The 24795-nt window shown below is 62.2% G+C and carries 10 protein-coding genes and 1 riboswitch; of the genes, 5 read left to right on the plus strand and 5 right to left on the minus strand.

Features of this window, described 5'->3' with window-relative positions; translation table 11 throughout:
• Positions 1-26 precede the first annotated feature (26 nt).
• Positions 27-242: riboswitch (cobalamin riboswitch) on the plus strand.
• A gap of 96 nt (positions 243-338) precedes the next feature.
• The 4 genes from ACUN0G_RS31155 to cobM all read left to right on the plus strand — a co-directional run bounded on the left by ACUN0G_RS31155 (position 339) and on the right by cobM (position 2456).
• Positions 339-527 carry a CbtB domain-containing protein gene (locus ACUN0G_RS31155; protein WP_003217883.1) on the plus strand — a complete coding sequence of 63 codons (189 nt, stop codon included), beginning with the start codon at positions 339-341 and terminating at the stop codon, positions 525-527.
• A gap of 11 nt (positions 528-538) precedes the next feature.
• Entirely contained in the window at positions 539-1237 is a 699-nt protein-coding gene (locus ACUN0G_RS31160) for a CbtA family protein (protein WP_258345261.1), read from the plus strand.
• Entirely contained in the window at positions 1234-1626 is a 393-nt protein-coding gene (locus ACUN0G_RS31165; protein ID WP_445575273.1) for a cobalamin biosynthesis protein, read from the plus strand. Before ACUN0G_RS31160 ends, ACUN0G_RS31165 begins: the two co-directional genes overlap by 4 nt.
• Positions 1627-1709: 83 nt before the next feature.
• Positions 1710-2456, plus strand: coding sequence for a precorrin-4 C(11)-methyltransferase (cobM, locus tag ACUN0G_RS31170; protein WP_445575274.1), 747 nt, complete (start codon positions 1710-1712; stop codon positions 2454-2456).
• Positions 2457-3404: 948 nt separating this feature from the next.
• Here the strand turns inward: cobM and nfuA are convergent.
• From nfuA to ACUN0G_RS31185, 3 genes are all read right to left on the minus strand, one after another.
• Positions 3405-3989 (minus strand): Fe-S biogenesis protein NfuA, encoded by a 585-nt coding sequence (gene nfuA / locus ACUN0G_RS31175; protein WP_003210817.1) that lies wholly within the window; start codon positions 3987-3989, stop codon positions 3405-3407.
• A 59-nt stretch (positions 3990-4048) separates the two neighbouring features.
• Positions 4049-5071, minus strand: a complete 1023-nt coding sequence (locus ACUN0G_RS31180; RefSeq protein ID WP_445575275.1) for an acyltransferase family protein — start codon at positions 5069-5071, stop codon at positions 4049-4051.
• 81 nt (positions 5072-5152) lie between these two features.
• Positions 5153-7444, minus strand: coding sequence for a fatty acid cis/trans isomerase (locus ACUN0G_RS31185; protein ID WP_445575276.1), 2292 nt, complete (start codon positions 7442-7444; stop codon positions 5153-5155).
• A 164-nt stretch (positions 7445-7608) separates the two neighbouring features.
• Here ACUN0G_RS31185 and metH point away from each other — a divergent pair, with 164 nt between their 5' ends.
• Positions 7609-11319, plus strand: coding sequence for a methionine synthase (metH, locus tag ACUN0G_RS31190; protein ID WP_421553254.1), 3711 nt, complete (start codon positions 7609-7611; stop codon positions 11317-11319).
• A 51-nt stretch (positions 11320-11370) separates the two neighbouring features.
• On the opposite strand, the gene ACUN0G_RS31195 is transcribed toward metH, so the two are convergent.
• Entirely contained in the window at positions 11371-17955 is a 6585-nt protein-coding gene (locus ACUN0G_RS31195) for an NEL-type E3 ubiquitin ligase domain-containing protein (protein ID WP_445575277.1), read from the minus strand.
• Positions 17956-18120: 165 nt separating this feature from the next.
• Positions 18121-24753, minus strand: a complete 6633-nt coding sequence (locus ACUN0G_RS31200) for an NEL-type E3 ubiquitin ligase domain-containing protein (RefSeq protein WP_445575278.1) — start codon at positions 24751-24753, stop codon at positions 18121-18123.
• Positions 24754-24795 lie beyond the last annotated feature (42 nt).

Here is a 24795-nt window from a genome sequence, read left to right on the forward strand (position 1 = left end):
TGACGCCCATCGCCCGCCCATGCTCTCCTACACATCTTGTTTCGGGTGCCCTTCACAGGGTGAAACGGGAAACCGGTGAGTCATGTTCCTTTACTCAAGGGCGTGACGAGTCCGGTGCTGCCCCCGCAACGGTAAGCGAGTGAAGCGTCAAAACCACTGTGCCTCCAGGGCATGGGAAGGTGATGCTTTCAAGGCCCAGGCCCCTCGCAAGCCCGGAGACCGGCCCGAAAAAAATCAGATAACAAACCCGCGGTGGGCGGGCGCTGTTCAGAACCCTGCGTGCCTGGCTCGCGGGGTTTTCATGCGCTCGTGCACCCTGAACCCTGAAGGGACGCGCCATGTCGATCATCAGCAGCACCGCCTCTACCGCCAGCACCACCGCCACCCTGAGCCAACGCCTGACCGCTGCCATCGGCGCGTCGATCCTCGGCGCGTGCCTGGTGTATTTCGCCGGTTTCTCGCACATCGAAGCGGTGCACAACGCCGCCCACGATACCCGCCACAGCGCCGCGTTCCCGTGCCACTGAGACCTGCCGACATGATCAAGCGTATTGCCCAAACCGCAGGTTTCACCGGTCTTCTGGCCGCCTTGCTGCTGACCTTGCTGCAAAGCTTCTGGGTTGCCCCACTGATTCTGCAGGCGGAAACCTTCGAAAAAGCCCCCGTGGCCACCGAAGTGCATGAGCATGCCGGCGCTGCGGCCCACAGCCACGACGCCGAAGCCTGGGAGCCGGAAGATGGCTGGCAGCGTGTGCTGTCGACCACGGGCGGTAACCTGGTGGTTGCCGTGGGTTTTGCCCTGATGCTTGCCGGCCTGTACACCTTGCGTGCACCGACCCGCACGGCCCAAGGCCTGCTGTGGGGCCTGGCCGGTTACGCCACCTTTGTGTTGGCGCCGACCCTGGGCTTGCCGCCTGAACTGCCGGGCACGGCGGCGGCAGACCTGGCGCAACGGCAAATCTGGTGGATCGGCACTGCCGCCTCCACCGCTGCCGGTATCGCGCTGATTGTGTTCGGTCGTAACTGGCTGCTGAAAATCCTCGGCGTGGCAATCCTGGCGGTGCCCCATGTAATTGGCGCACCACAGCCGGAAGTCCACTCGATGCTGGCGCCGGAAGCCCTGGAAGCTCAGTTCAAGATTGCTTCGCAGTTGACCAACGTTGCCTTCTGGCTGGCGCTGGGGTTGATCAGTGCCTGGTTGTTTCGCCGTAACCGTGATGGTCAGTATTCGGCATGATCCTGGCGGTTGGCCTGGGTTGTCAGCGGGGTTGCTCTGTCGACATCCTGCTTGAACTGTTCAACGCCGCCCTCGCCGAGGGTGGCATTGAGCGCCAGCGCATCACTGCGATGGCCAGCCTTGATCGCAAGCAGGATGAGCCGGGGCTACTTGAGTTGGCAGAGATTCTGGAGCTGCCTTTGGTGGTTTTCAGTGCGGCGCAATTGGCGCCCTATGAAGATCGATTGAGCCATAAGTCGGAGACGGTTTTTGCTTATACCGGTTGCTACGGCATCGCGGAAAGTGCCGCCCTGGCACTGGCAGAAGACCTGTCCCAAGGCCCTGCTACCCTGCTGATCACCCGCAAAAAAACCGCCCAGGCCACCTTTGCATTGGCTTGCGCCGGCTGAATTCCCGATAATCGTCAGCGTTGATCATGAGCAATCTTCATCTGGAGGGCTGCTCGCGTGCTTTTTTTCACAGGAATGAATCCATGACTGTCTTTTTCATCGGCGCAGGTCCAGGCGACCCGGAACTGATCACCGTCAAGGGGCAGCGGCTGATTCGCAGTTGCCCGGTGATCATCTATGCCGGTTCGCTGGTGCCGGCGGCGGTGCTTGAGGGGCATCAGGCGGAGTTGGTGGTTAACAGTGCGGAGCTGCATCTGGAGCAGATCATTGGGCTGATCAAGACGGCCCATGAGAAAGGCCAGGATGTGGCGCGGGTGCATTCCGGGGATCCGAGTTTGTACGGCGCGATTGGGGAGCAGATTCGGCTGTTGCGGGAGCTGGGGATTGGGTTTCAGATCATTCCCGGGGTTACGGCGGTGGCGGCGTGTGCGGCGTTGTTGGAGGCTGAGCTGACGTTGCCGAACATTGCGCAGAGTGTGATTTTGACGCGGTATGCGGATAAGACGGCGATGCCTGAGGGTGAGGCGTTCAGTAGTTTGGCGCAGCATGGGACGACCATGGCGATTCACCTGGGGGTGAATCATCTGGAGAAGATCGTGGCTGAGTTGGTGCCTCACTATGGGGAGGATTGTCCGATTGCGGTGGTGCATCGGGCGACCTGGCCGGATCAGGATTGGGCCATTGGTACGCTGGCGGATATTGCCGGGAAGGTGGCGGCCAAGGGGTTTCGGCGTACGGCGTTGATTGTGGTGGGTCGGGTTTTGGCCAGTGATAATTTTGGTGAGTCGTCGTTGTATCGTGCGGGGCATGCGCATTTGTATCGGCCCTGAGGGGGGACGGGGTACATATCCGTTATTTAGGTAACGGCGACTATTGGTTCCGCTCTTACAGCGGCTCACTTTTGAAGAGCGCAAAAGTAAGCAAAACGCTCTTGCCCCACCACTCGGCACCTCGCCTAGGCTCGGTGTGCCCTCACTCCGGCTTTGGACCGTGGGCCGCCGTCATGGGCCATCCCTGGCCCAGGACGGCTAACCTGGCGTCCTGCCAGGTTACCCACGCTCCAAAGCCTGCGTTCGGCCAGCGTGGTTTAACGGGGCGCCTAAGATCAAGATCAAAAGCAGATCAAAAGCAGAGCACAGCGGCCTCCCGGCCGGCTTGAGTGTTGAAGAGCAAAATCAAAATCTAAAGCGGGCACGGTCAAAAATGTGGGAGCGGGGTTGCTCGCGAAGGTCGTTAACGATGACGCGGGCATTCTGGATGAACGCGGCGCTCTCAGGTTTTTCGCGAGCAAGCCCGCTCCCACAGAAAAGCAGCTCTGTTTTCGCTCTGGTCTTTGCTCTTGTTTTTAACACTCAAGCCGGCCGGGAGGCCGCTGTGCTCTGCTTTTGATCTGCTTTTGATTTTGATCTGCGGGCCCCGTCAACCACGATGGCCGCAAGTAGGCACGGTGGAGCGGGTAAATCGGCAGGGAAGCCGATTTAGCCGCGCCGGGCCATGGATGGCCCGTCGCGGCGGCCCGCGGAACCGGGCCGGAGTGCGGGCATGCCGAGCCTAGGCGAGGCACCGAGTGGTGGGGCAAAGACCTTTTGGTTACTTTTGGGGCGTTTGCCAAAAGTGACCCGCTGTAAGAGCGGAACCATAAGCCGCCGTTACCGCAGCAACGGATATGTACACAATGCACCTAACCTAAAACCTCACAAACACCACGCAATCCGCTGATTAAAAAGAAAAAACGGCGCTCACGAGGCGCCGTTTTTCCACATCCGCAGCGTACACCCTTAGTAGTAGGCGTTTTCTTTCTGCGTATGGTCAGTCACATCCCGCACACCCTTGAGCTCCGGAACCCGCTCAAGCAGCGTACGCTCAATCCCCTCACGTAAGGTCACGTCCGCCTGGCCACAGCCCTGGCAACCGCCACCAAACTTCAACACAGCAATACCATCATCCACCACATCAATCAGGCTCACCTGACCACCGTGGCTGGCCAGCCCGGGATTGATCTCGGTCTGCAGGTAATAGTTGATGCGCTCGTTAATCGGGCTATCCGCATTAACATTCGGCACCTTGGCGTTCGGCGCCTTGATGGTCAGCTGGCCACCCATACGATCAGTGGCGTAATCAACCACCGCATCGTCAAGGAACGCTTCACTGAACGCATCGATATACGCCGTGAAGCTTTTCAGCCCCAGCGCCGTATCTTCAGGTTTTTCTTCTCCCGGCTTGCAGTAGGCAATGCACGTCTCTGCGTACTGGGTGCCGGGCTGGGTGATAAAGACGCGGATGCCGATGCCTGGGGTGTTCTGCTTCGACAGCAGATCAGCCAGGTAATCGTGGGCGGCGTCGGTAATGGTAATAGCGGTCATGGAAACTCCTCGCAGGCTTGCCGGCAGTTTACGCCAAATTATTACCGAGGTACAAAGTCCTAGTATTTTTGTCGGAAAAGAACCAACCGTCCGTCGCCATCGAACCAGCCTTTGAGCCGACGATAACTGCCCTTTTCCAACCAGTGATAGCTGGCCAACGACCCAAGGGCGATCAACACCACGCACACGCCGAGCATCACGTAGGCATTGACCCCATAACGCTGGGCGATAAAACCACCGGCCGACAGCACCAGCACGTGCATCAGATAGACCGAATAGGAACAGTCCCCCATCACCTTGAGCAGTCGGCTGCGCTCGAAATAGCGTTCCATCGAGATACAGGCCACCACCAGCACCGCGCTCGGCAAGCCCCAGGTCAGGGCCCGCGGCGATGCCGGCCAGTGATAGATCGCCAGCAATGCCCCCGCAATCCCGAGTAATGGAAGCCACAGCCCGGGGCGAATCCAGCTCTTGCGATACAGCATGCCGATGCCAATTCCCAGCAAGAACTCGTACACGATGTCCGAACGATAGAAATCGCTGATCCAGCCAAACGACGTCCACGCCTGGCACACCGCGAACAACAATGCGCCCACCACCAGCACCCGCCACTGCCGGCGAAACAGCAACGCCCAGGCAAATAGCACGTAGAAGAGCATCTCGTAGTTCAGGGTCCAGCCGACATTCAAGGTCGGGTACATCCCATAACCACCGGGATTTTCGGAAGGTATAAACAGCAAGGACATCAACACATGGGCCGCATCGACACTCTGGTCCGGCAACACCGGTCGCGCAAATACCACCAGCAGTGCCATCAACACCGTGTAGAACCAGTACGCCGGGACGATCCGCAGCAGGCGATACACCAGAAATCGCCAGGGCGGCAGCTGTTTGTTCTCGGTGGAAAGGAAGATCACCAGACCGCTGATGACGAAAAACACATCCACGCCCGCCGCGCCCTTCTCGACAAACAGATGCCCCAGCGCCGAATCAGCCTGGAAACCAAAGAAAATCTGCATGAAGTGATGACCCACCACGGTCCAGGCCGCCAGGGCGCGCAGTGCCTGTACTGAAATCAACATCGTCGACCCGCTCTCCCAACCCTCGACACCGGTTATTCAGGTGCCTATGGCTTGGGACAGCCGTCGACGGTCAAAGGTCGATCAAAGATTCTCGTAGCGGTTCATGTCCAGCACGCCTTCTTCCAACGGCGTGGTTTCGTGGAGGTACTGCGACAGGTCGTGGAAGTACTGCCAGAACTGCGGATGGCTGCGGCGAATGCCCCAACGGTCGACAATCTTCTCGAAGCGCTTGGCGTCCTTGGCATTCTCCAAGGCGGCGACAAACGCCGGCACCTGCTCCGCCGGGATGTTGAACATGAAGTTCGGATAGCTGCTCAGCACGCCGGGATAGATGGTCACGGTGTCCAGGCCCGGCTGATAGCGATAAGCCTCACCGAGCATAAAGGCCACGTTGCTATGGGCGCGGTTGCGCAACAGGCTGTACATCTCACGTTTGCCGCTGCGGGTTTCGATGCGCAGCATGGTCGCTTCCGGCAACAGGTCGATCACTTTGAGCCCCGCCGCCGGGCGATTGGTCAGGCGGCTCAGGGCCTGTTCGGCGTCCTGCAACGCAGGGTCAATGCCAGGACGCGAGCAATAGGCGCTGATGCAACGATTGATCGGGTCCGGGCTGGCGTTCAGGTCGCCGTAACGGGCCAGCAACTGGTTGGCGAAGTCGCGCTTGGGGTCCTTTTCATCGAGCTTGAGGCCCGTGGGCTTGTCATCGTCAATGGCTTCATAGTCCAGCCACAGCTTGACCTTGCCGCTGTTCTGGTACCAATCGTCGAGGAAACCATCTCGCGAATCCGCCGGCATCAAGCGCAGGAAGTTCTGCTCGGCGCCGTTGCGGATCAGGTCGAAATACAGGCGCGTCTGGGCTTGATGGGAAACGTTGCCGAACACATCGAAATTCACCGCCAACTGGTAGTAGGTGCGCTCCAGCAGCGGATAGTCGAACAGCCACAGGGTTTGCGGCACTTCGCCAATCAGGCCCTTGGTCACCGAGGCGCTGTCGAAGTGGCGGAAGATGCTCAGCAAGGCGTTATCGTTGCCCGCCCACAGGCTAGACCAGCTCGGCGGCGGCAGGTCGGCATAGCTGTCCCGGCGCAACGCTTCGTACTCGTTACGCTTGTCGCGGTATTTGAGCCACAGGCTGAGCACGCTGCCCACATCATCAATCTGCCCCGGCATCGCCAGCAACGGCGTGGCCTGGCCGCGGTAGCGGGCATCGGTGATGTACAGGTCGTGGTCGGGGTCCTGGAACAGGGTCCAGAAGTTGTCGCGGATCACGTCCGTGGCGATCTGGCCCCGGCATACCGGCCCGCGAATGAAGGTGCGCACGAAGTATTCGGCGTTATCCAGCATGAACTGGTAGCGCGCCTTGGCCGGAATCGCCTCGAAGGTCTCGAACGGGTTCGCCCGCCGGCCCGGCCCGTACCCCGGCAAGGCGTTCACCTGCCAGTCATCGGTGTAGAACAGCGACTTGATCCGGGCCATTTTCTCGGCGCTGAACGGATAGGTGATGTGGGTCTTGTGCACGATCACCCCCTGCACCGGCCACAGGCGGTAATACACCTGGGTACCCGGATCGTCGTTGGGGCGGCGGGTGTTGATCAGGTCGATCGGCTGCCCGCTCGGGGTGCGCGAGCGTACCCACTGAAAGAAATGCCCCGGCTCGCCGCCTTCAAAGTAGATGTGGGCGAGGAACAGGTGCTCGAACAACCAGCGCGCCACCAGGCTTTCCCGGGCGCCGGGCTGGTTGAACAGGTTTTCCCATTGCTGCACTTGCAAGGCTTCCTTGGCACTCGGGGCCAGGCCTTGTTCGTCGATCGGTGCGCCGGAGGCCAGCCAGCGTTGCAAGGTCTGGTACTGCTGGTCGGTCAGGCCGGTGACCGCCAGCGGCATGCCTTCCTTCGGGTGGTTACCTGCGTAGGCGTTGAACTCCCCCGGCATCGGGCAGGTGTTTTCGCGGTTCAGGCCCAGCACGATGTCGGCGGGCAGCTTGGCGTTGGGCGCGAGCGGCGCGGTATGCCCCAGCTCCAGCATGCGCGCCATCAGTGCGGCCTGGCTGCCCTGGGCATCGAGTACCGAGTAGAACCCCTTCTGCTGCCACGCGGCCTTGCCGGAGGCGTCATAAAACAGACGGGTGGGTTGGCTGGCCTGGCTGCGTTCGCCGTCATATACCGGCACCTTGGTCGCGCCCCGTGCGGCGCCTTCGGCACTGCCCAGGTTGAGCTGGCAGGCCGAGTCATAGCAGGCGTGGCAGGCCACGCACTTCTCGGTGAAAATCGGCTGGATATCACGGGTATAAGAGATCGCCGGGGCGGGACCTTCTGCCTGTGCGGTGAAAGCGAACAGCGCAAAGGTGGCGCTGACGATGAGGCGAAGTGACATGTTCCCGGTCCCGATTCAATGCGTGCGGTGAAAAACCTGGCGATTCTACCGATGTAACACCCCCGACAACATGAGCGATATTCATGCAAACCCGGCACATGCTCTAAAAGCGCACAGGTTTGTTATGATCTTCGCCCTCCGTAATACCTGACCAGAGTAGTCCCATGCCCGATCGTAGCGCTCGTCTGCAAGCCCTCCACCAAGCCCTCAAGGAACGCATCCTGATCCTCGACGGCGGCATGGGCACGATGATCCAGAGCTATAAGCTGGAAGAGCAGGACTACCGTGGCAAACGCTTCGCCGACTGGCCGAGCGACGTCAAGGGCAATAACGACCTGCTGGTGATCACCCGTCCCGACGTGATCGGCGGCATCGAAAAAGCCTACCTGGATGCCGGCGCCGACATCCTGGAAACCAACACCTTCAACGCCACGCGCATTTCCATGGCCGACTACGGCATGGAAGACCTCGCCTACGAATTAAACGTAGAAGGCGCGCGCCTGGCGCGCAAGATCGCCGACGCCAAGACCCTGGAAAACCCGGCCAAGCCGCGCTTCGTCGCCGGCGTGCTCGGCCCGACCAGCCGTACCTGCTCGCTGTCGCCCGACGTAAACAACCCCGGCTACCGCAACGTGACCTTCGATGAGCTGGTGGAAAACTACACCGAAGCCACCAAAGGTTTGATCGAGGGCGGCGCCGACCTGATCCTGATCGAAACCATTTTCGACACCCTCAACGCCAAGGCCGCGATCTTCGCCGTACAGGGCGTGTTCGAAGCATTGAACGTCGAACTGCCGATCATGATCTCCGGCACCATCACCGACGCCTCCGGCCGCACCCTGTCGGGCCAGACCACCGAAGCCTTCTGGAACTCGGTCAGCCACGCCAAGCCGCTGTCGGTGGGCCTGAACTGCGCACTGGGGGCGAGCGAGCTGCGTCCGTACCTGGAAGAGCTGTCGAACAAGGCCAACACCCACGTTTCCGCGCACCCGAACGCCGGCCTGCCCAACGAATTCGGCGAGTACGACGAACTGCCGTCGGAAACCGCCAAGGTCATCGAAGAGTTCGCCCAGAGCGGCTTCCTGAACATCGTCGGCGGTTGCTGCGGCACCACGCCGGGCCACATCGAAGCCATCGCCAAGGCCGTGGCCGGTTACGCACCGCGCCCGATCCCGGACATTCCGAAGGCCTGCCGCCTGTCGGGCCTGGAACCGTTCACCATTGATCGCAGCTCGTTGTTCGTCAACGTCGGCGAGCGCACCAACATCACCGGTTCCGCCCGCTTCGCCCGCTTGATCCGTGAAGACAACTACACCGAAGCCCTGGAAGTCGCCCTGCAGCAGGTGGAAGCCGGCGCCCAGGTGATCGACATCAACATGGACGAAGGCATGCTGGATTCGAAGAAGGCCATGGTGACCTTCCTCAACCTGATTGCCGGCGAGCCGGACATCTCCCGTGTACCGATCATGATCGACTCCTCCAAGTGGGAAGTGATCGAGGCCGGCCTGAAGTGCATCCAGGGCAAGGGCATCGTCAACTCCATCAGCATGAAGGAAGGCGTGGAGCAGTTCATTCACCACGCCAAGCTGTGCAAGCGCTACGGCGCGGCGGTGGTGGTAATGGCGTTCGACGAAGCCGGCCAGGCCGACACCGAAGCGCGCAAGAAAGAAATCTGCAAACGCTCCTACGACATCCTGGTGAATGAAGTCGGCTTCCCGCCGGAAGACATCATCTTCGACCCGAACATCTTCGCGGTGGCCACCGGTATCGAAGAGCACAACAACTACGCCGTCGACTTCATCAATGCCTGTGCCTACATCCGCGACGAGCTGCCGTATGCGCTGACTTCCGGCGGCGTGTCCAACGTGTCGTTCTCGTTCCGTGGCAACAACCCGGTGCGTGAGGCGATCCACTCGGTGTTCCTGCTGTACGCGATCCGCAACGGCCTGACCATGGGTATCGTCAACGCCGGCCAGTTGGAGATCTACGACCAGATCCCGGCCGAGCTGCGCGACGCGGTGGAAGACGTAGTACTCAACCGCACCCCGGAAGGCACCGACGCCCTCCTCGCCATTGCCGACAAGTACAAAGGCGACGGCAGCGTCAAGGAAGCCGAGACCGAAGAATGGCGCGGCTGGGAAGTCAACAAGCGCCTGGAACACGCGCTGGTCAAGGGCATCACCACCCACATCGTCGAAGACACCGAGGAATCCCGGCAGTCGTTCGCGCGCCCGATCGAGGTGATCGAAGGCCCGCTGATGTCCGGCATGAACATCGTCGGCGACCTGTTCGGCGCCGGCAAAATGTTCCTGCCCCAGGTGGTGAAGTCCGCCCGGGTAATGAAGCAGGCCGTGGCCCACTTGATTCCGTTCATCGAGCTGGAAAAAGGCGACAAGCCGGAAGCCAAGGGCAAGATCCTGATGGCCACGGTGAAGGGCGACGTGCACGACATCGGCAAGAACATTGTCGGCGTGGTGCTGGGTTGCAACGGCTATGACATCGTCGACCTGGGTGTGATGGTCCCGGCCGAGAAAATCCTGCAGGTGGCCAAGGAACAGAAGTGCGACATCATCGGCCTGTCCGGGCTGATCACTCCGTCCCTGGACGAGATGGTGCACGTCGCCCGCGAGATGCAGCGCCAGGATTTCCACCTGCCGCTGATGATCGGTGGCGCCACCACTTCCAAGGCCCACACGGCGGTGAAGATCGAGCCCAAATACAGCAACGACGCGGTGATCTACGTCACCGACGCCTCCCGCGCCGTGGGCGTGGCGACGCAGTTGCTGTCCAAGGAATTGAAGCCGGCGTTCGTTGAGAAAACCCGCCTGGAATACATCGATGTGCGCGAGCGTACGTCCAACCGCAGCGCGCGCACCGAGCGCCTGAGCTACCCGGCCGCCATCGCCAAGAAGCCGCAATTCGACTGGAGCAGCTACACGCCGGTCAAGCCGACGTTTACCGGTGCCCGCGTGTTGGACAATATCGACCTCAACGTCCTGGCCGAGTACATCGACTGGACACCGTTCTTCATCTCCTGGGACCTGGCCGGCAAATTCCCGCGCATCCTCACCGATGAAGTGGTGGGTGAAGCGGCGACGGCGCTGTACGCCGACGCCCAGGAAATGCTCAAGAAGCTGATCGACGAAAAACTCATCAGCGCCCGCGCGGTGTTCGGTTTCTGGCCGACCAACCAGGTGCAGGACGATGACCTGGAAGTCTACGGCGACGATGGCCAGCCGATTGCCAGGCTGCACCACCTGCGCCAGCAGATCATCAAGACCGACGGCAAGCCGAACTTCTCCCTGGCCGACTTCGTCGCGCCCAAGGACAGCGGCGTGACGGACTACATCGGTGGCTTTATCACCACCGCCGGCATCGGTGCTGAAGAGGTGGCGAAGGCTTACCAGGACGCCGGCGACGACTACAACTCGATCATGGTCAAAGCGTTGGCCGACCGCCTGGCCGAAGCCTGCGCCGAATGGCTGCACCAGCAAGTACGTAAGGAACACTGGGGCTACGCCAAGGATGAAGTGCTGGATAACGACGCGCTGATCAAGGAGCTGTACAGCGGCATCCGCCCTGCCCCGGGTTACCCGGCGTGCCCGGATCACACCGAGAAAGCCCAGTTGTTCCAGCTGCTGGACCCTGAAGCCCGCGAGATGCACGCGGGCCGCAGCGGCGTGTTCCTGACCGAGCACTACGCGATGTTCCCGGCAGCGGCCGTCAGCGGCTGGTACTTCGCTCACCCGCAGGCGCAGTACTTTGCGGTGGGCAAGATCGACAAGGACCAGGTCGCCAGCTACACCGCCCGCAAGGACCAGGACCTGAGCGTGACCGAACGCTGGCTGGCGCCGAACCTGGGTTACGACAACTAAGTCGTGGCGCGCTGACCCGGGCGTCCAGCCGGCTCCGGCTGGGCGCCCGGGTCAGATCCCCAGGTCCCTCCTCGCGCGCCCCGAAAGCCTGAGCACCAGTGCCTGTTGCTCGGCGCGGTTCTGGGTGTCCAAGGCTGCGACTTCGCTCAGGTACTGGGCACTGAGCTCCGGGTGAAGCTCCTCCAGGGCATCGACCTTGACCTGATGCGCCTGGGCCAACACCGAAAACTCTTCGGGATACAGCTTCTGCAAGTAGCTGACCCAGTAAGGGCGCTTGACCAGTTCTTGCATAAACACCGGGGTGCTCTCTCTGGCCATAATGGCGGTATACGCCTGATCGATATTGGCCTGGGTCACCCGGGACAGGTTGCGGTACAGCATGGTGGACGGTTGGTGAGGCAGATCCAGGCGCTCGGCCAGGCCGATGCGGTAGGCCAGGCGAATTTCCGCCGGATCGATGCTGGGGTTGCGGCTGGCTGCTTCGCCAGCAATGCGCTCCGCTTCATCGAGACGGATCATGCGTCGGGCCAGGTTGAACAGCGTGGTGCCTTCCTGCCCGGGCGCCAGGGCCCGCAGGGCCTTGAACTCATACACGCTGACTTCAAGATCACTGAACAGGAGGATCCAGCCGTCGCCGCAGGTGGCCCTGACCTGCATCGCCTGCGCCAGGCCAAATAGTTGTTCGCGCAAGTGCGGGTATTGCTCCGCCGCCTCAAGCACGGCCCACACTCGGCGCGTCAGGTCGTCGCTGTCATGGGAGAAATCCTGGGCGTTCTTCAACTGGGAAATGATGTAGAAAAAATCCTCGCTGTTTTCGGCCTGCTTGAGCACGCTCCATACCCGGTGGCGGGCCGAATCGGCGGCAATACCCGAGAACCACTGGGCCTTCTGTTGTTCGGGGGACAAGAGTTCAGGGTGGATGTCCGACCCGGAGCTGCTATCGGTACTGTGGTACCCCTGCAGTGCGTCTTCCAGTTCCTCGACGGAAAATCCCAGGCCACAGTCGGTCTGCTGCTGGTAGGCGCGCAAGCGTGCAAGATCTGCCTCAAACAGCAGGTTATCGGACAGGTCCGTGCCCCACATCAGAGCGCTGTGCTGGGGCAGTAACGCGTCTTCAGGGATGGTTTCGATACGGTTGCTGCGCAGGTCCAGGTGGCGCAACTGCGCAGCCTGGAGCACACCCTGCGGCCACGCCAGAAGGTTATTGCCACGCAGCTCCAATGACTGCAATTGGGGCAGGCCGCTGATATCGAGAGAGTCCAGGAGGTTCTCACTCAGGTCCAGGCGCTCCAGCGCGGTCAACCGATTGAGCTGGCCCTGCAGCTCGCTGCGATAGCGCAGTTCGTTATGGCTCAGGTGCAGCTCGGTAAGTGTCGAGCATTCGCCGACGGCGTCGGGCAGGCTCATCAGGCCGTTATTGTTGAGGGTCAAGGTAAGCAGCTTGGGAAACGCCCGCAGGAACGCATTGGAGCCGCGCTCAGTGAGCTTGACTGCGTTGAGGTTCAACACGCTCACATGGGCCAACGGCTCGGGTAACGCCGGCAGGTCCCCCAGGTACAGGTCGCCCAATTGGAGTACCTCGCGCCCGTCGCCCGGCACAGCCTCGGGGCGCGCCCGCAAAGTATGACGCCAGCTGTCGATGAGCCTGTCGGCCGCGCGACGACGGTCCACCGCGCTGACCCAGCCGCCCCCCTGGCGATAACCGCGAATATCGATCCAGTCGTTCAATACCCGCACCATCTTGCGGTAGCCCGTGCGCCACCGAACCAGGCATGCCTCGACCTCCAGTGCCCCCAGGCCACTGGCAAGCAGTTCGTCAATGCGCCGTACCGCGTCGCGCGTGGACAACGCCGGATCCATTTGTTGCAAACGCTGCGCAGGTGTCAGCCGAACTTGACTGTCGGGCACCTCAAGCTCCAGCGCGAGGAGCAGATCGGGACTGTCCGTGACCTCCAGGGGAAAGTATTCCGGGTCGCCCCCCGTTCGACCCTCCGCCAGCCCCTCGCGGGGAATGCCCAAGGGTTTGTCCAGGTAAAAGCTCGGGCCAAAAACCGGCAGCATTGCCGGTGCGACGCCCAACGGATTGTCCTGGTAGGTACGCAGTGCAAAACGCTGTATGTCGGCACAGGCGGGCAACGTCAGGCGGCAGCCACGCACACTGCTGCCGAGCATCAGCAGGTCGTGGCCAGTCAGTGCCGCCTGGGGGATCGTGGTAATTGCGCTATAACTTAGATCCACTTGACGCAGTTCGGGCAATGTCAGCCAACCTGTCGGCCAGGCGGTGGTCGCGGTGTGGCTCAGGTTAAGGCTGCGTAGCTGGTTAAGCCCGCTGACATCCAGGGTACCCACGCGGTTGTAGTCCAGGTTCAACCCCCGCAGCGTGACCAGGGCACTGAGGCGCCGCTGTATCGCCTCGGTGATCGTCAACTGGTTGTGCGCCAGGTCCAACTGCTTGAGAGACCTCAACTGCGTCAGGGACTCAGGCAGGTCCATCAGGTTGCTGCGACTCAAGTCCAGGCCGTGGATTTGGGTGAACTGGGGGAGGAAATCGTTCAATGCCGCCACTGAAACCCGGGTACCCGCGAGGTTCAAGCGCTGCACATGGGCAAAAGCTGCGGCCGGCATCAGCGGCAAATCGCCCAGTACCGTGCCCGACAGGTCCAGCATGACCCCCTCCGAGGCGACTGGCGAAGATGGCCCGGCCACCTCACGGGGGGAGGCAAAACGTCGGTCGAGGCCATCGCGCCAGTGAGCCATGAGCTTGTCTGCCGCACGTTGACGATTGAGCGGGTCCACCGGTCGCCGCTCGACCTCCACTTCCCTGCCCTGCCACTCTTCCAGCGCCTGTTGCAACGTTGCATGTTCATCCAGCAAGGCATGCACACGGGTCAACTTGGCGTCACTGGTCAACCGATGGCGGCGCAGGTACGCCAAGGCACTGGGCGCAAACGCCGGGTCGCTGTCTTTCAGGCGTCGCAACGCGCCTTCACAATAAGCGTCCACCATCAGCACTTCATCCACCAAATGCCCGGGGTGGCCTTTCACGTGCTGATACACCGGCATAAACGCACGCCGCTCAAACGCTGCCCAGTTGAGGGTAAGGCCACGCCACAGGCGCTCATGGCCCTCAAGCATTGCCGGCGGCACGGTATTTATCCCGGTGCCCGACAGGTCGAGCGTCTCCAGTTTGTCCAACGTCAGAACGCCTACCGGCCACTCTTTCAGGGCACCCGCCACCCGCAACGCAAGCAGCTGCTTCAAGCCGCTGACATCCAAGGCCTCCAGCGCGCCCGTCAGGGCCAACCGGCGCAATTGGCTTAACGTGTTAAGGCCTCGCAAAAAGACCGGCGAGTAGGTCAAGCCCCAGCCGTCGATCGACAACTCTTCAAGCTTGGCAAATAGCCCGAGGCCCGCCGCAATCGCTTCGACATGGGCGGGCTCGGTAAACACATTCAGGACTTCGGCGTTGGGAAACTGCTGCGCAAGCCCGATGCCCTGGGCGCCCGCCAGTGTTTCGCCGCTTACGCCCAAGCCGCGCACATGGGAAAAATCAGCATTCAGCGCGGGCAAGGTACTGGCCTTGCCCAGTGACAGATAGGCATGGGGTTTCAAGCCCCGGTACGCGCCTTCGCGCCAGCAATTGATCAGGGTGTCGGCCGTATGTTGTGCCCCCGCCTGAGCACTGTTTTGCGTCACCCAATGATCCAGGGTCATGCGCAACCGGGTCAGTTCGCGCTCGCGGTTGCCAATCAACTCATAGATCTGTGGGGGACGCTGGCCGGCCTGCATCAGACTTTGCACAAACAACTGGGCCGCCTCATCGCTGAGGTTGGGATAAACATCGCGAACCCTGGCCGCCAGGGCGGCATTGGGTGCCTGGGCCGCCCCCCGGCCGCTCAGGGCATAACCTAATGACCCGCTCGCCAGACGCAACGCCGGGCGAGCCATGGGCGCGCGTATCTTCAGCACGGCAGCCATTTCGAGGCGGTGTGCCGTGGCATACCGTGCCAGCGCTTGCTGCAAATCGACATCCGCGTTGGCCAGCGGCAACCCCAGTGACTGGCGCATGGTCACGGGCAAGGCATGGAGGATTGATGGGTAGAAATTACGACTGCCGGGGACCGGACTGTTAAGGGGAGCCCCCTGCAGGTCGTGCGCCAGGAATGTCTCGCCTTGCTTGATCAGGTAACGGCGCATTGCCGCGTCTTCAGGGCCAACTTCAGCCAGCAAGCGCCCGCTGTGGTTGTCGGCGCGCAGTTCCAGGCGCAGCGTGGGAGACCAGCCCGGCAGTTGCTGCAAGCAATGCAACGCCAGCCGGTCGCTGTCCAGGCTGGCGAGCGCCGGCAGGTACAAACCGGCCAATGCACCACTCAGCCGACGTTGCTGTACCGCACGCCGCGCCAGGTTATCCAGGCGCGGCGCAACACCGGTTCGGCCCAGTATCTGCAGGCGTTCCTTATCGCTGGCCGTACTGATAATTTCGTTGATCGCGCCTCGGGACAAAGCAGCAAAGCGGCGCTGCAACACCGCGCCCTCGGGGGATAGCACCTCAGCCGGTGGCGGCGCGCCGCGAAACAGCTGCAACGTGTCGGCCAGCACGGCAGGTATCGGCAAACCATCTATGTGGACCTTGCGCAACAGGTCATCACTGATGCCGCTGATGTCACCTAGGGCGCTCAACGTTGCATCGCTGATTCCCTGGGTTTCATGACCCAGGCGCCGCAGCAAGGTCAGGCGGTCCCATTCCAGTGGGCGTTCATGGGTATGGCGCCAGGCCCCCGCCTGATTGTGCTCAAGGATCGGCTGGTAGGCGGCCGGATTGTCCGGGTGCTGGATCCGCCATTTCCGGATGCGCGCATCAAAAGCCTTTTCATAAAGGCTCTCACCCAGGCGCACGTACATCTTGCCGTCCTGCGCGTACTGGCCCTGGGCATCAGGCTTGAGTGATGCATCCAGAACGGTATGACTGCGGTAGGCCGCAAGGTCAGGTTTCCACAGGCGCCTTTCGCCGTTCGGCAACTTCACCGGCACCAGCCCGTCGACCCATTTCGACACCTGGATCCGGGGCGCCCGGCCAGCGAGGGCTGCCGCTCCGCCCAGGGTGGCCATGAACCCGACATTCAGCACCACCGACTCCAGGTGCTCCCACGCCGCATCCATATCGCCCTCCTGCCAGGATTCGATGCCGTGATAGACCTCCAGGCCCAGCTGAATCGCCGTGACCGCCAACAATAGCTCCCCCAGGCCGGGCACCATGAATGCCGCCACATTCAATGTGTTCAAGCCCATGCTCAACCAGTGGGCATGGCGTGCCTGTGCGGCTTTGCGATCAGCCTCGGCTGTGGGCACCGCCAGGGTTCTGGCATTGTCCTTCAGGCGCTGTACATGCCGCTCGTAGAGCGCGCCGAACAACTCTCCCTCTATCACCCTTTCCCGCCGGTTCAAGTCGATTTGCTCGTCGTAGACCTGCTCCTTGTAGCCTCGCGGGTTCCAGGTGAAGGTGTAGAGTTTTTCCTTGAGGCGCTCAAGGAACTGCGGTGCCTGTTGCTGAGGTACCAGGCTGGCAAACAGCTGCTGATAGGCAGGTGAGCGCAGGTTCACCGCCAGCTCCTTGTCGAACGCCTGCATCGACGGGTATTCCTTGAGCGGGCACTGCGGCGCGCCCGGAATCCAAGCCACCACCCGCGTACCAGGCGCCACGGGACGCAGCCCGCTCACGCCTGCCCCCGGAGACAAGGGCGGGACCACGGACCGGGTCGGTGCGACACCCGGCCCGATCAGCAGCACCTCCCCCAGCTCGCAGCCCAGGATCGACAGTTGACCGAAACGTACGGCCTCCCCCTCAAGCAGCAGCCGCGAAGTGCCTGCCAGCACTTCGCGCAACATGAGAAACACCGCCGGACCGAGGTCGCCCTGCGCCCATGCGGCATACAGACGTACCGTCAGCAGGTCTTTTTGCGCGCGAATCATCTGCTCCCGCACCACGGCCCGCGTAGCAGGGGCATCGAACACCTGCGCCAGATGGGCCTGGTATTGCTGCCCCAGGTCCAGGGTGCGGCACAGGGTGGAAAAGGTTTGTGGGGTCATGGACAGGGTTTCACTGTAGCGATAACGCGCCGCACGCGAGCCATCCGCCCGCGCCTCGCCGTGGTACTCGGTCAGCAGCGCACCTTCCGGCGCCAGGGCGCTGGTCTGCTCAAGGGCGATATCGGTGAAGTCTTCATCGCCCTCGAAGTTCAGCAACGCCGCCTGCAACAACGAATGCTGCTGCGGGGCCTGGCGATACCGCAGGTAATGCAGCTGGTTTTTGTTGACGTCCGGGGCCTCGCCCATCGCCTCGCGCAACGCCGCTTCCAGCTTGGGCTGGGCGAATTCGACAATGCCTTGCAGCGCGCCAAGGCCCTTGGCCAGGGCTTCGCGGGACTGGCGGCTGGCCTTGCGACTGTCATCGAGGGCCTTAATCAATGCGGGCGACAGCGGGACCTTGGTGGCAGGCCGTTCCCTGCCGGGCAACAGTCCATGTTTGAGCCGGCGCACATCGACAGGGGCCATGTGGGCGACCCACGTGGGCAGGCGCGCCGTGATCAGGGCGGTGTGCAAGCTTTCGTCCGCGAGGACATTGGGTGCAGTAGACATGTGCGGCTTCCTGAGAACGCTTTTGGGAGGCCCAGTACAGCGAACAGGCGAGCGCCTTCGCAGGTAGATAAATGTTTTTGTGCACCTTGGCTGGCGCCGAACCCGGGTTACGACCCTTGATACGCGGCAGGCCCGTTTCCGGACCTGCCGCCGGGGCACAGGCTGTTATAGCCCCAGCGCTGCCCTCTCCTGTACGGACAGGCGAATCAGCAGGGCCTGGCGTTGATCAGTCCTTTGCTTGGCCAATGCCACGGCTTCTGCCTCGTACTGCGCATTAAACTCCGGATAGCGATCCTCCAGGACTTCAGCCTCGCGGGCCTGGGTCTGGGCCAGCGTCGTAAAGTCGGCCGCGTATTGCTTCTGCACGTAGTCGACCCAGTACTGGCGCGTGACCAGATCGCCCGTGAACGCCTCGGTCGTCTCCCTGGCAATGATGCTGGCGTAGGCCTGGTCGATATCGGCCTGTTTCACTTGGGAAAGGTTGCGGTACAGCATGCGGGCCGGCTGGCGCGGCAGCTCCAGGCGCTGGGCCAGGCCGATGCGATAGGCCAGGCGAATTTCCGCCGGGTCAACGTTGGGCTTGAGGCGGCTCACGCGGCTGGCGGTGGCTTCAGTCTGTTCCAGGCGGATCATGCTTCTGGCCAGCTTGAACAGCGCCGCGCCTTCTTTCCCGGGCTCCACGGTTTCCAGGGCCTTGAACTCATAGACACTGACTTCAAGGTCGCTGAACAGTAGCATCCAGCCGTCGCCGCAGGTCGCGCTGATCCGCATGCCGCGAGCCTTGCCGAACAATTGCTCACGCAACGCCGGATGTTGCTCGGCGCAATCCAGCACCTCCCATACCCGGCTCGTCAACTCAGTGTGGTCGGTGATGAAGTCCTGGGCGTTTTTCAGCTGGGAAATGATGTAGAAGAAATCCTCACTGTCGTCAGCGCTCTTGAGCGACTCCCAGACCGCGTGTTTGCTGGAGTCGGCCGCCACGCCAACAAACCATTGGGCTTTCTGTGCTGCGGGCGTCAGTAGCTCCGGATGCAGCCCACCGCTCAGCTCCGCTTCCTCGTGACTGGTACTGAGGAGGAAGCCATTGAGCTCGCGATCAATTTGCTCCCGGGTATAACCCAAGCCGAAACCCGTTTCCTCCAGGAATTCGCTCAGGCGCTCGAACACGTTTTCTTCCAGCCCGTTGTCCGTCAGGTTGGTGTTGCTCATCAGGAGGTTGTGCCGAGGCAACAGGGCATCGTCCGGGATGGTCTCGATCTGGTTATTGCTGAGGTCGAGGGTGCGCAGTCGGGGCAGTTCCAATACCCCCGCCGGCCATTCCTCCAGGACATTGTTGTGCAGGTCCAGGTTTGTCAGCCCACGCAGGCCGCTGACATCCAGGCTGGCCAGGGTGTTTTCACCAAGGTCGAGCCATTCCAGCGCGCTTAGCGGGCCAAGCAGTGCCTGTAGCTGCGCAGCGTCGCGCAAATCATTGTAGGTGGCTTCGAGATGAGTCAGCGCCGTGTATTGGTTGATCACCTCGGGCAGGTGCGCCAGGCCATTCTTGTTGAGCACAAGCCGGCGCAAGTGGGGAAAACTGCCCAGGAATCCGTTGGATCCCTGCTCCGTCAGCTTCACCTCAGTGAGGTCGAGCACGCTGACGTGGCTCATTGAAGCCGGCAACGCGGGCAGGTCGCCCAGATACAACCCGGACAGGTCCAGTACCTCGCGCCCGTCCACCGGCGGCACCTCGGGCCGGGCACGCAAGTTGTGGCGCCAGCTCTCAAGGAGCCGGCCGGCCGCACGACGACGGTCGAGGGCACTGACCCAGCCGCCACCCTCGCGGTAACCTTCGATGTCGATCCAACTGTTCAACACCCGGCTCAAGCGTTGATGCTCGGCGTGCAACTGCACCAGGCGTGTGTCGATGCCGGTGGCGCCCAGGCCGGCGGCCAGCCATTCATCGATGCGCGCCACCGCCTCGGCGCTGCCCAATGCGGGATCCAGTTGTTGCAGGCGCGCCGCCGGAGTGAGGCGTGCTTGCGCGTCGACGTTCTCGACGTGCAGGGGCAACAGCAACTGGCCGGGGTCGTCCGTGACCCTGACCGGGAAATATTCCGGATCGCCGCCGGTCCGGCCGATGCGCAGCTGTTCCTGGGGAATGCCCAGCGGCTTGTGCAGGTAGATTTCCGGCCCCACCAACGGCAGTAATTCCACATCAAGGCCCAATGGATTTTCCCGCAGGGTGCGTTGCGCAAAGGCCAGGATGTCGGCGCAGGCCCTCGCAGTCAGTCGGCAACCCCGCAGGTTGCTCTTGAACATCAGCGTGTCGTGACCGGTAAGCGCCCGGGCGGGCACGCGGGTGATGGCGCTGTGGCTCAGGTCCAGGCTCTCCAGGGCTGGCAAGTCCAGGACACCCTCGGGCCATTCGGTGATGCCGGTGCGGCTGAGGTTCAAGTGGCGCAAGGCGTTGAGGCCACGCAGGTCCAGGCTCACGACGCGGTTGTATTGCAGGTCCAGGGTTTCAAGGGATCTCAGGCGGCTCAAGCGTTGATGGAGGGTCGGGGTGATGCTCAGCTGGTTGTGGGAAAGATCCAACTGGCGCAGGGCAGTGAAATTGTCCAGGGCCAAGGGCAGTTGTGCCAGGTTACTGGCACTGAGGTTCAAGTCTTCAATGGTGTTGAATGCGCCGAGAAAGTCATTCAGCGCCTCAATGGAAACCCGAGTGCCGCTCAGGTTGATCTGTTTGACATGAGCGAACGCAGCCGCCGGCAACCCGGGCAAGTCGCCCAACACGCCCCCCGACAGGTTCAGTGTGGCGATCGGCAGGCTGGAGCGAGCCGACATGCCCGACGGCGCAAACCTCGGCCCCAGGCCTTCACGCCAACAATCCATGAGCCGCTCGGCGGCGCGCTGGCGGTAAAAGACATCCACCTGCCGGCGGTCAACCCGCAACTCCCTGGCAGCCCACTCCTCCAGGTCCCGGCTCAGGGCGAGCTGTTCGTCGAGCACCTGGTGGGTGCGGGCCAGTATCTGTTCAGTGGTCAGACCCTGCCGCCGGAACTGAGACACAACGTCTATGCCAAACCCCCAGCGCACATCTTTCAAGCGGTCCATCACGCCTTCACAGTAACCCTGCACCAGGGCTTGCTCATTGAGCAGATGAGCCGGATTGCCCCGCACGTGCTCATACACCGCCATGAATTCCTGGCGGTCAAACGCGGACCACCGCAGGTTCAAGCCGCGCCACAGGCGTTCATGCCCGATGAGCATCGACGGGGGCACCGAACGGATGTTTGTTCGCCACAGGTCGAGCCTCTCAAGGTGCTCAAGTGACGTCACCCCCTGTGGCCACTCCTGCACCGAGCCCTCTATGCGCAGCGAGCGCAGGTGCGTGAGGGGGCTGACGTCCAGGTTTTGCGAAAGCCCCGCGACGGACAGGTTCTGCAAGCGCTCCATTGCCCCCAGGCGTTGCATGAAGGGGACCGAATAGGCCACGTCCCGACCATTCAACGTCAGTTGGCTGAGATCGACAAAGCGGTTCAGCCCGTCCACCAGTCCGGTGCCCGGCGTTGCGTCAAGGAACACCTCAAGGCGTCGCACCCGGGAAAACTGATCGGCCAGGCGCACACCCTGATCACCCAACAAAAGCTCGGCATGTGCGCTCAGTGCCTGCACGTGGGAAAAATCTGCGCTCAGCACCGGGAAGTCCGTCACGCTGCCCAACGACAGAATGCTCAGGGGCGGTCGCTCGCGGTAAATGCCCTGGCGCCAGCAACTGATGATGTCGGCCGCTACTTGTTGTTGCTGGCTGGCCCTGCCCGCCTGCCCGGCAGCAGCGGCGGTCCACTGATCAAGTTCTGCCTGCAGCAGGTCAAACTCACGTTGACGGTTTCCCAACAGGGTGAAGACCTGCTGGGTGCTTTCACCGGCCTGCAATCGGCTCAGGACAAACTGGCTGGCCTGCCCGGCGTTGAGGTTCGGATAGAGCGCCTGCACCCTCGCCGTCAGCGATGCATCCACTTCAAAGCCTTTGCCCCGACCGCTCAACGGGTAACCCAGGACGCCCCCCTCCCCCGTCAACACGGGTCGCGAACGCGGTGCGCGCAGGCCGAGCACATCGGACATTTGGCTACGGCGGCGGGTGGCATAACCGGCCACCGCTTGTTGCAGTTCTCGGTCCAGTGTCGCCACGGGCATGTCCAGGCCAGGTCGTGCCGCAGCGGGGATCGCATGCACGACGGACTGGAAGAAATTGCGCCGTCCGGTGGCCCGGCTGTTCAGCGCGACACCGCGCTCGTCGTAGGCCTGGAAGGTTTCGCCTTGCTTGACCAGGTACCTGCGCAGCGGCGCATCTTGCGGGCCGATGCTGTTCAGTAACGGCCCGTCGACAGCCTGAAAGCGCACTTCCAGGCGCAGGTTGGTGGGCCAGCCCGGCAAGTGTTGCAGGCAATGCAGGGCCAGGCGGTCAGTGTCGGCAACGGCGTCGGCCTGGCGATGCAGCCCCGCCAGGGCACGGCTCAGGCGGCCTTGTTGGGCTGCGCGGCGAGCGGCATTGTCCAGGCGCGCCGAGGCGCCACGCTGACTGCGCAGTTGCAAGCGCTCCTGTTCGCTGGCGGTATCAAGGATTTCCCGGATGGCTCGCCTCGACAATCCAGGGAAGCGCCGCTGCAGCACCGCCTCTTCGCCAGCCAGCGGCGCCGTGTCCGCCACGGGCTGGCTGCGGAACTGCTCCAGGGTATCGGCCAGCATGGCGGGCAGCGGCCTGCCTTCGATATACGCCTTGCGCAACACGTCATCCTGGACCCCACTGATATCCCCGATAATGCCCAGTGTCGTATCAGAGAATTCTTCAGTGGCAGGCCCCAGTCGTCGCAACAGGGTCAGGCGGTCCCATTTGAAGGGCTGCTCATGCACATGCCGCCAGGCACCGGCGTTGTTGTGTTCAAGGATCGGTTGGTAAGCCTCGGGATTATCCGGGTGTTTGATCCGCCACTTGCGGATTCGGCTGTCGAAGACCTTTTCATGCAGGTTTTCGCCAATACGCACGTAAATCTTGCCGCCTGTCTCGTACTGGCCCCGGGCATTGGGCTTGAGGGCCGGGGCCAGCACGACTTCGCTGCGGTACGGCGCCAGGTCCGGTTTCCACAGCCGAGCCTCACCACTGGGCAGTTTGACCGGTACCAGGCCATCCACCCAGCGGGACACCTGGATCTGCGGCGCGCGGCTGGCCAGGGCCGTCGAACCGCCGAGGGCGGCCATGAAGGCCACATTCAGCGCCACCGACTCCAGATGTCCCCAGGCGGCATCCATGTCGCCTTCCTTCCACGCCTCGATGCCATGGTAGACCTCCAGGCCCAGCTGCACAGCCGTGACCGCCAGCATCACCTCCCCCAGGCCGGGCACGAAAAAAGCCGCTACGTTCAACACGTTCAAGCCAATACTCAGCCAATGTTCGTGGCGTTCCTGGGCAGCCTTGCGATCCGCCTCGGCGGTGGGTACGGCGAGCGTTCTGGCGTTATCTTTCAGGCGTTGCAGGTGGTTGTCATAGAGCGCTCCGAACAGCTCGCCACTGATCAGGCTTTCGCGGCGCGCCAGGTTGATGTTCGGGTCGTAGATCTGCTCCATGTAGCCTCGGGAATTCCACTCGAAGGTAAAGAGCCTGGTCTTCAGTCGTTGCAGGAAAGCCGGGGCTTCGTCTTGCGGCACCAGGCTGGCAAACAGCCGTTGATAGCCCGGGGAGCGCAGGTTGATCGCCAGGTCCGCCTCGAACGCCTTCATCGACGGGTATTCCTTGAGCGGGCACAACGGCGCCCCGGGGATCCACGCCACCAGCCTTTGCTCGGCCGCGGCCGGCACCAGCAACTCCCCGAGCGAGGCACCGGGCACCAGCACAGTGCCCCAGCCCAACTGCTGCCGGGCATCTGCCATCGCGCCGACGCCCGGCCCGATCAGTACGACTTCACCCACCTTGCAGCCGAGAATCGCCAATTGGCTGCAGGCGACGGGCTTGCCATCCAACTGCGGCCGTTCGGTACCGGCCAGTAAGGCGTTGAGCATGGCATAGGCACTGTCGCTGATTTCGTTCTTCATCCGCGCCGTGTGCAGCCTGACGGCCAGCAGTTTCTTGTTCGCGTCGATCATCTGCTCGCGCACCACAGCCTTGGTGCCCGCGTCCTCGAACACTTGTTGCAAATGCGCCTGGTATTGCTGGCCCAGGTCCAGCGTGCGGCAGAGTGCGGCAAACTGGTCCGGGGTAACGGCGAGCTTTTCGCGGTAGCGATAGCGGGCCCGGCGTGAATGGTCGTTCAGAATTTCGCCGTAGTACTCGGTGAACAACGCCCCTTCGGGGGCCAGCGCGCTGGTTTGCTCAAGGGCGATATCGGCAAAATCTTCATTGCCTTCAAAGTTGAGCAATGCCGCCTGCAACAACGAATGCTGTTGTGGCACCTGGCGGTAGCGCAAGTAGTGCAACTGGTGCTTGTGGACGTCCGGTACCTCACCGAACTGTTTGCGCCAGGCGTCTTCCAGCAGCGGCTGGGCGAATTCGGTGATGCCCTTGAGGCCGTCGAGAGTCTTGGCAAGCCGTTCATGGGCCCGGCGACTGGCCAACTGGCTGTCGGCAAATGCCTGACGCAACCCCTGAGGCGCGTTGCTGAGCCAGGCAGGTGGTGCATCCTCGGCGACGCGCCCGGGCAGCAGGCCCGGCTTCAAGCGTCGGATGTCCGCAGCCGCGCTGCGGGCAATCCAGCCGGGCAAGCTGTTTTTGATCAATGCGGTGTGTAGCCCCTGCTCTGTCGGGGCGGGTAAGGTTGGCATGCGCTCGTTCCTGATGACTCTGTTAAGGAGTTCCAGTACAGC

The sequence above is a fragment of the Pseudomonas sp. 32A genome (assembly GCF_052682255.1).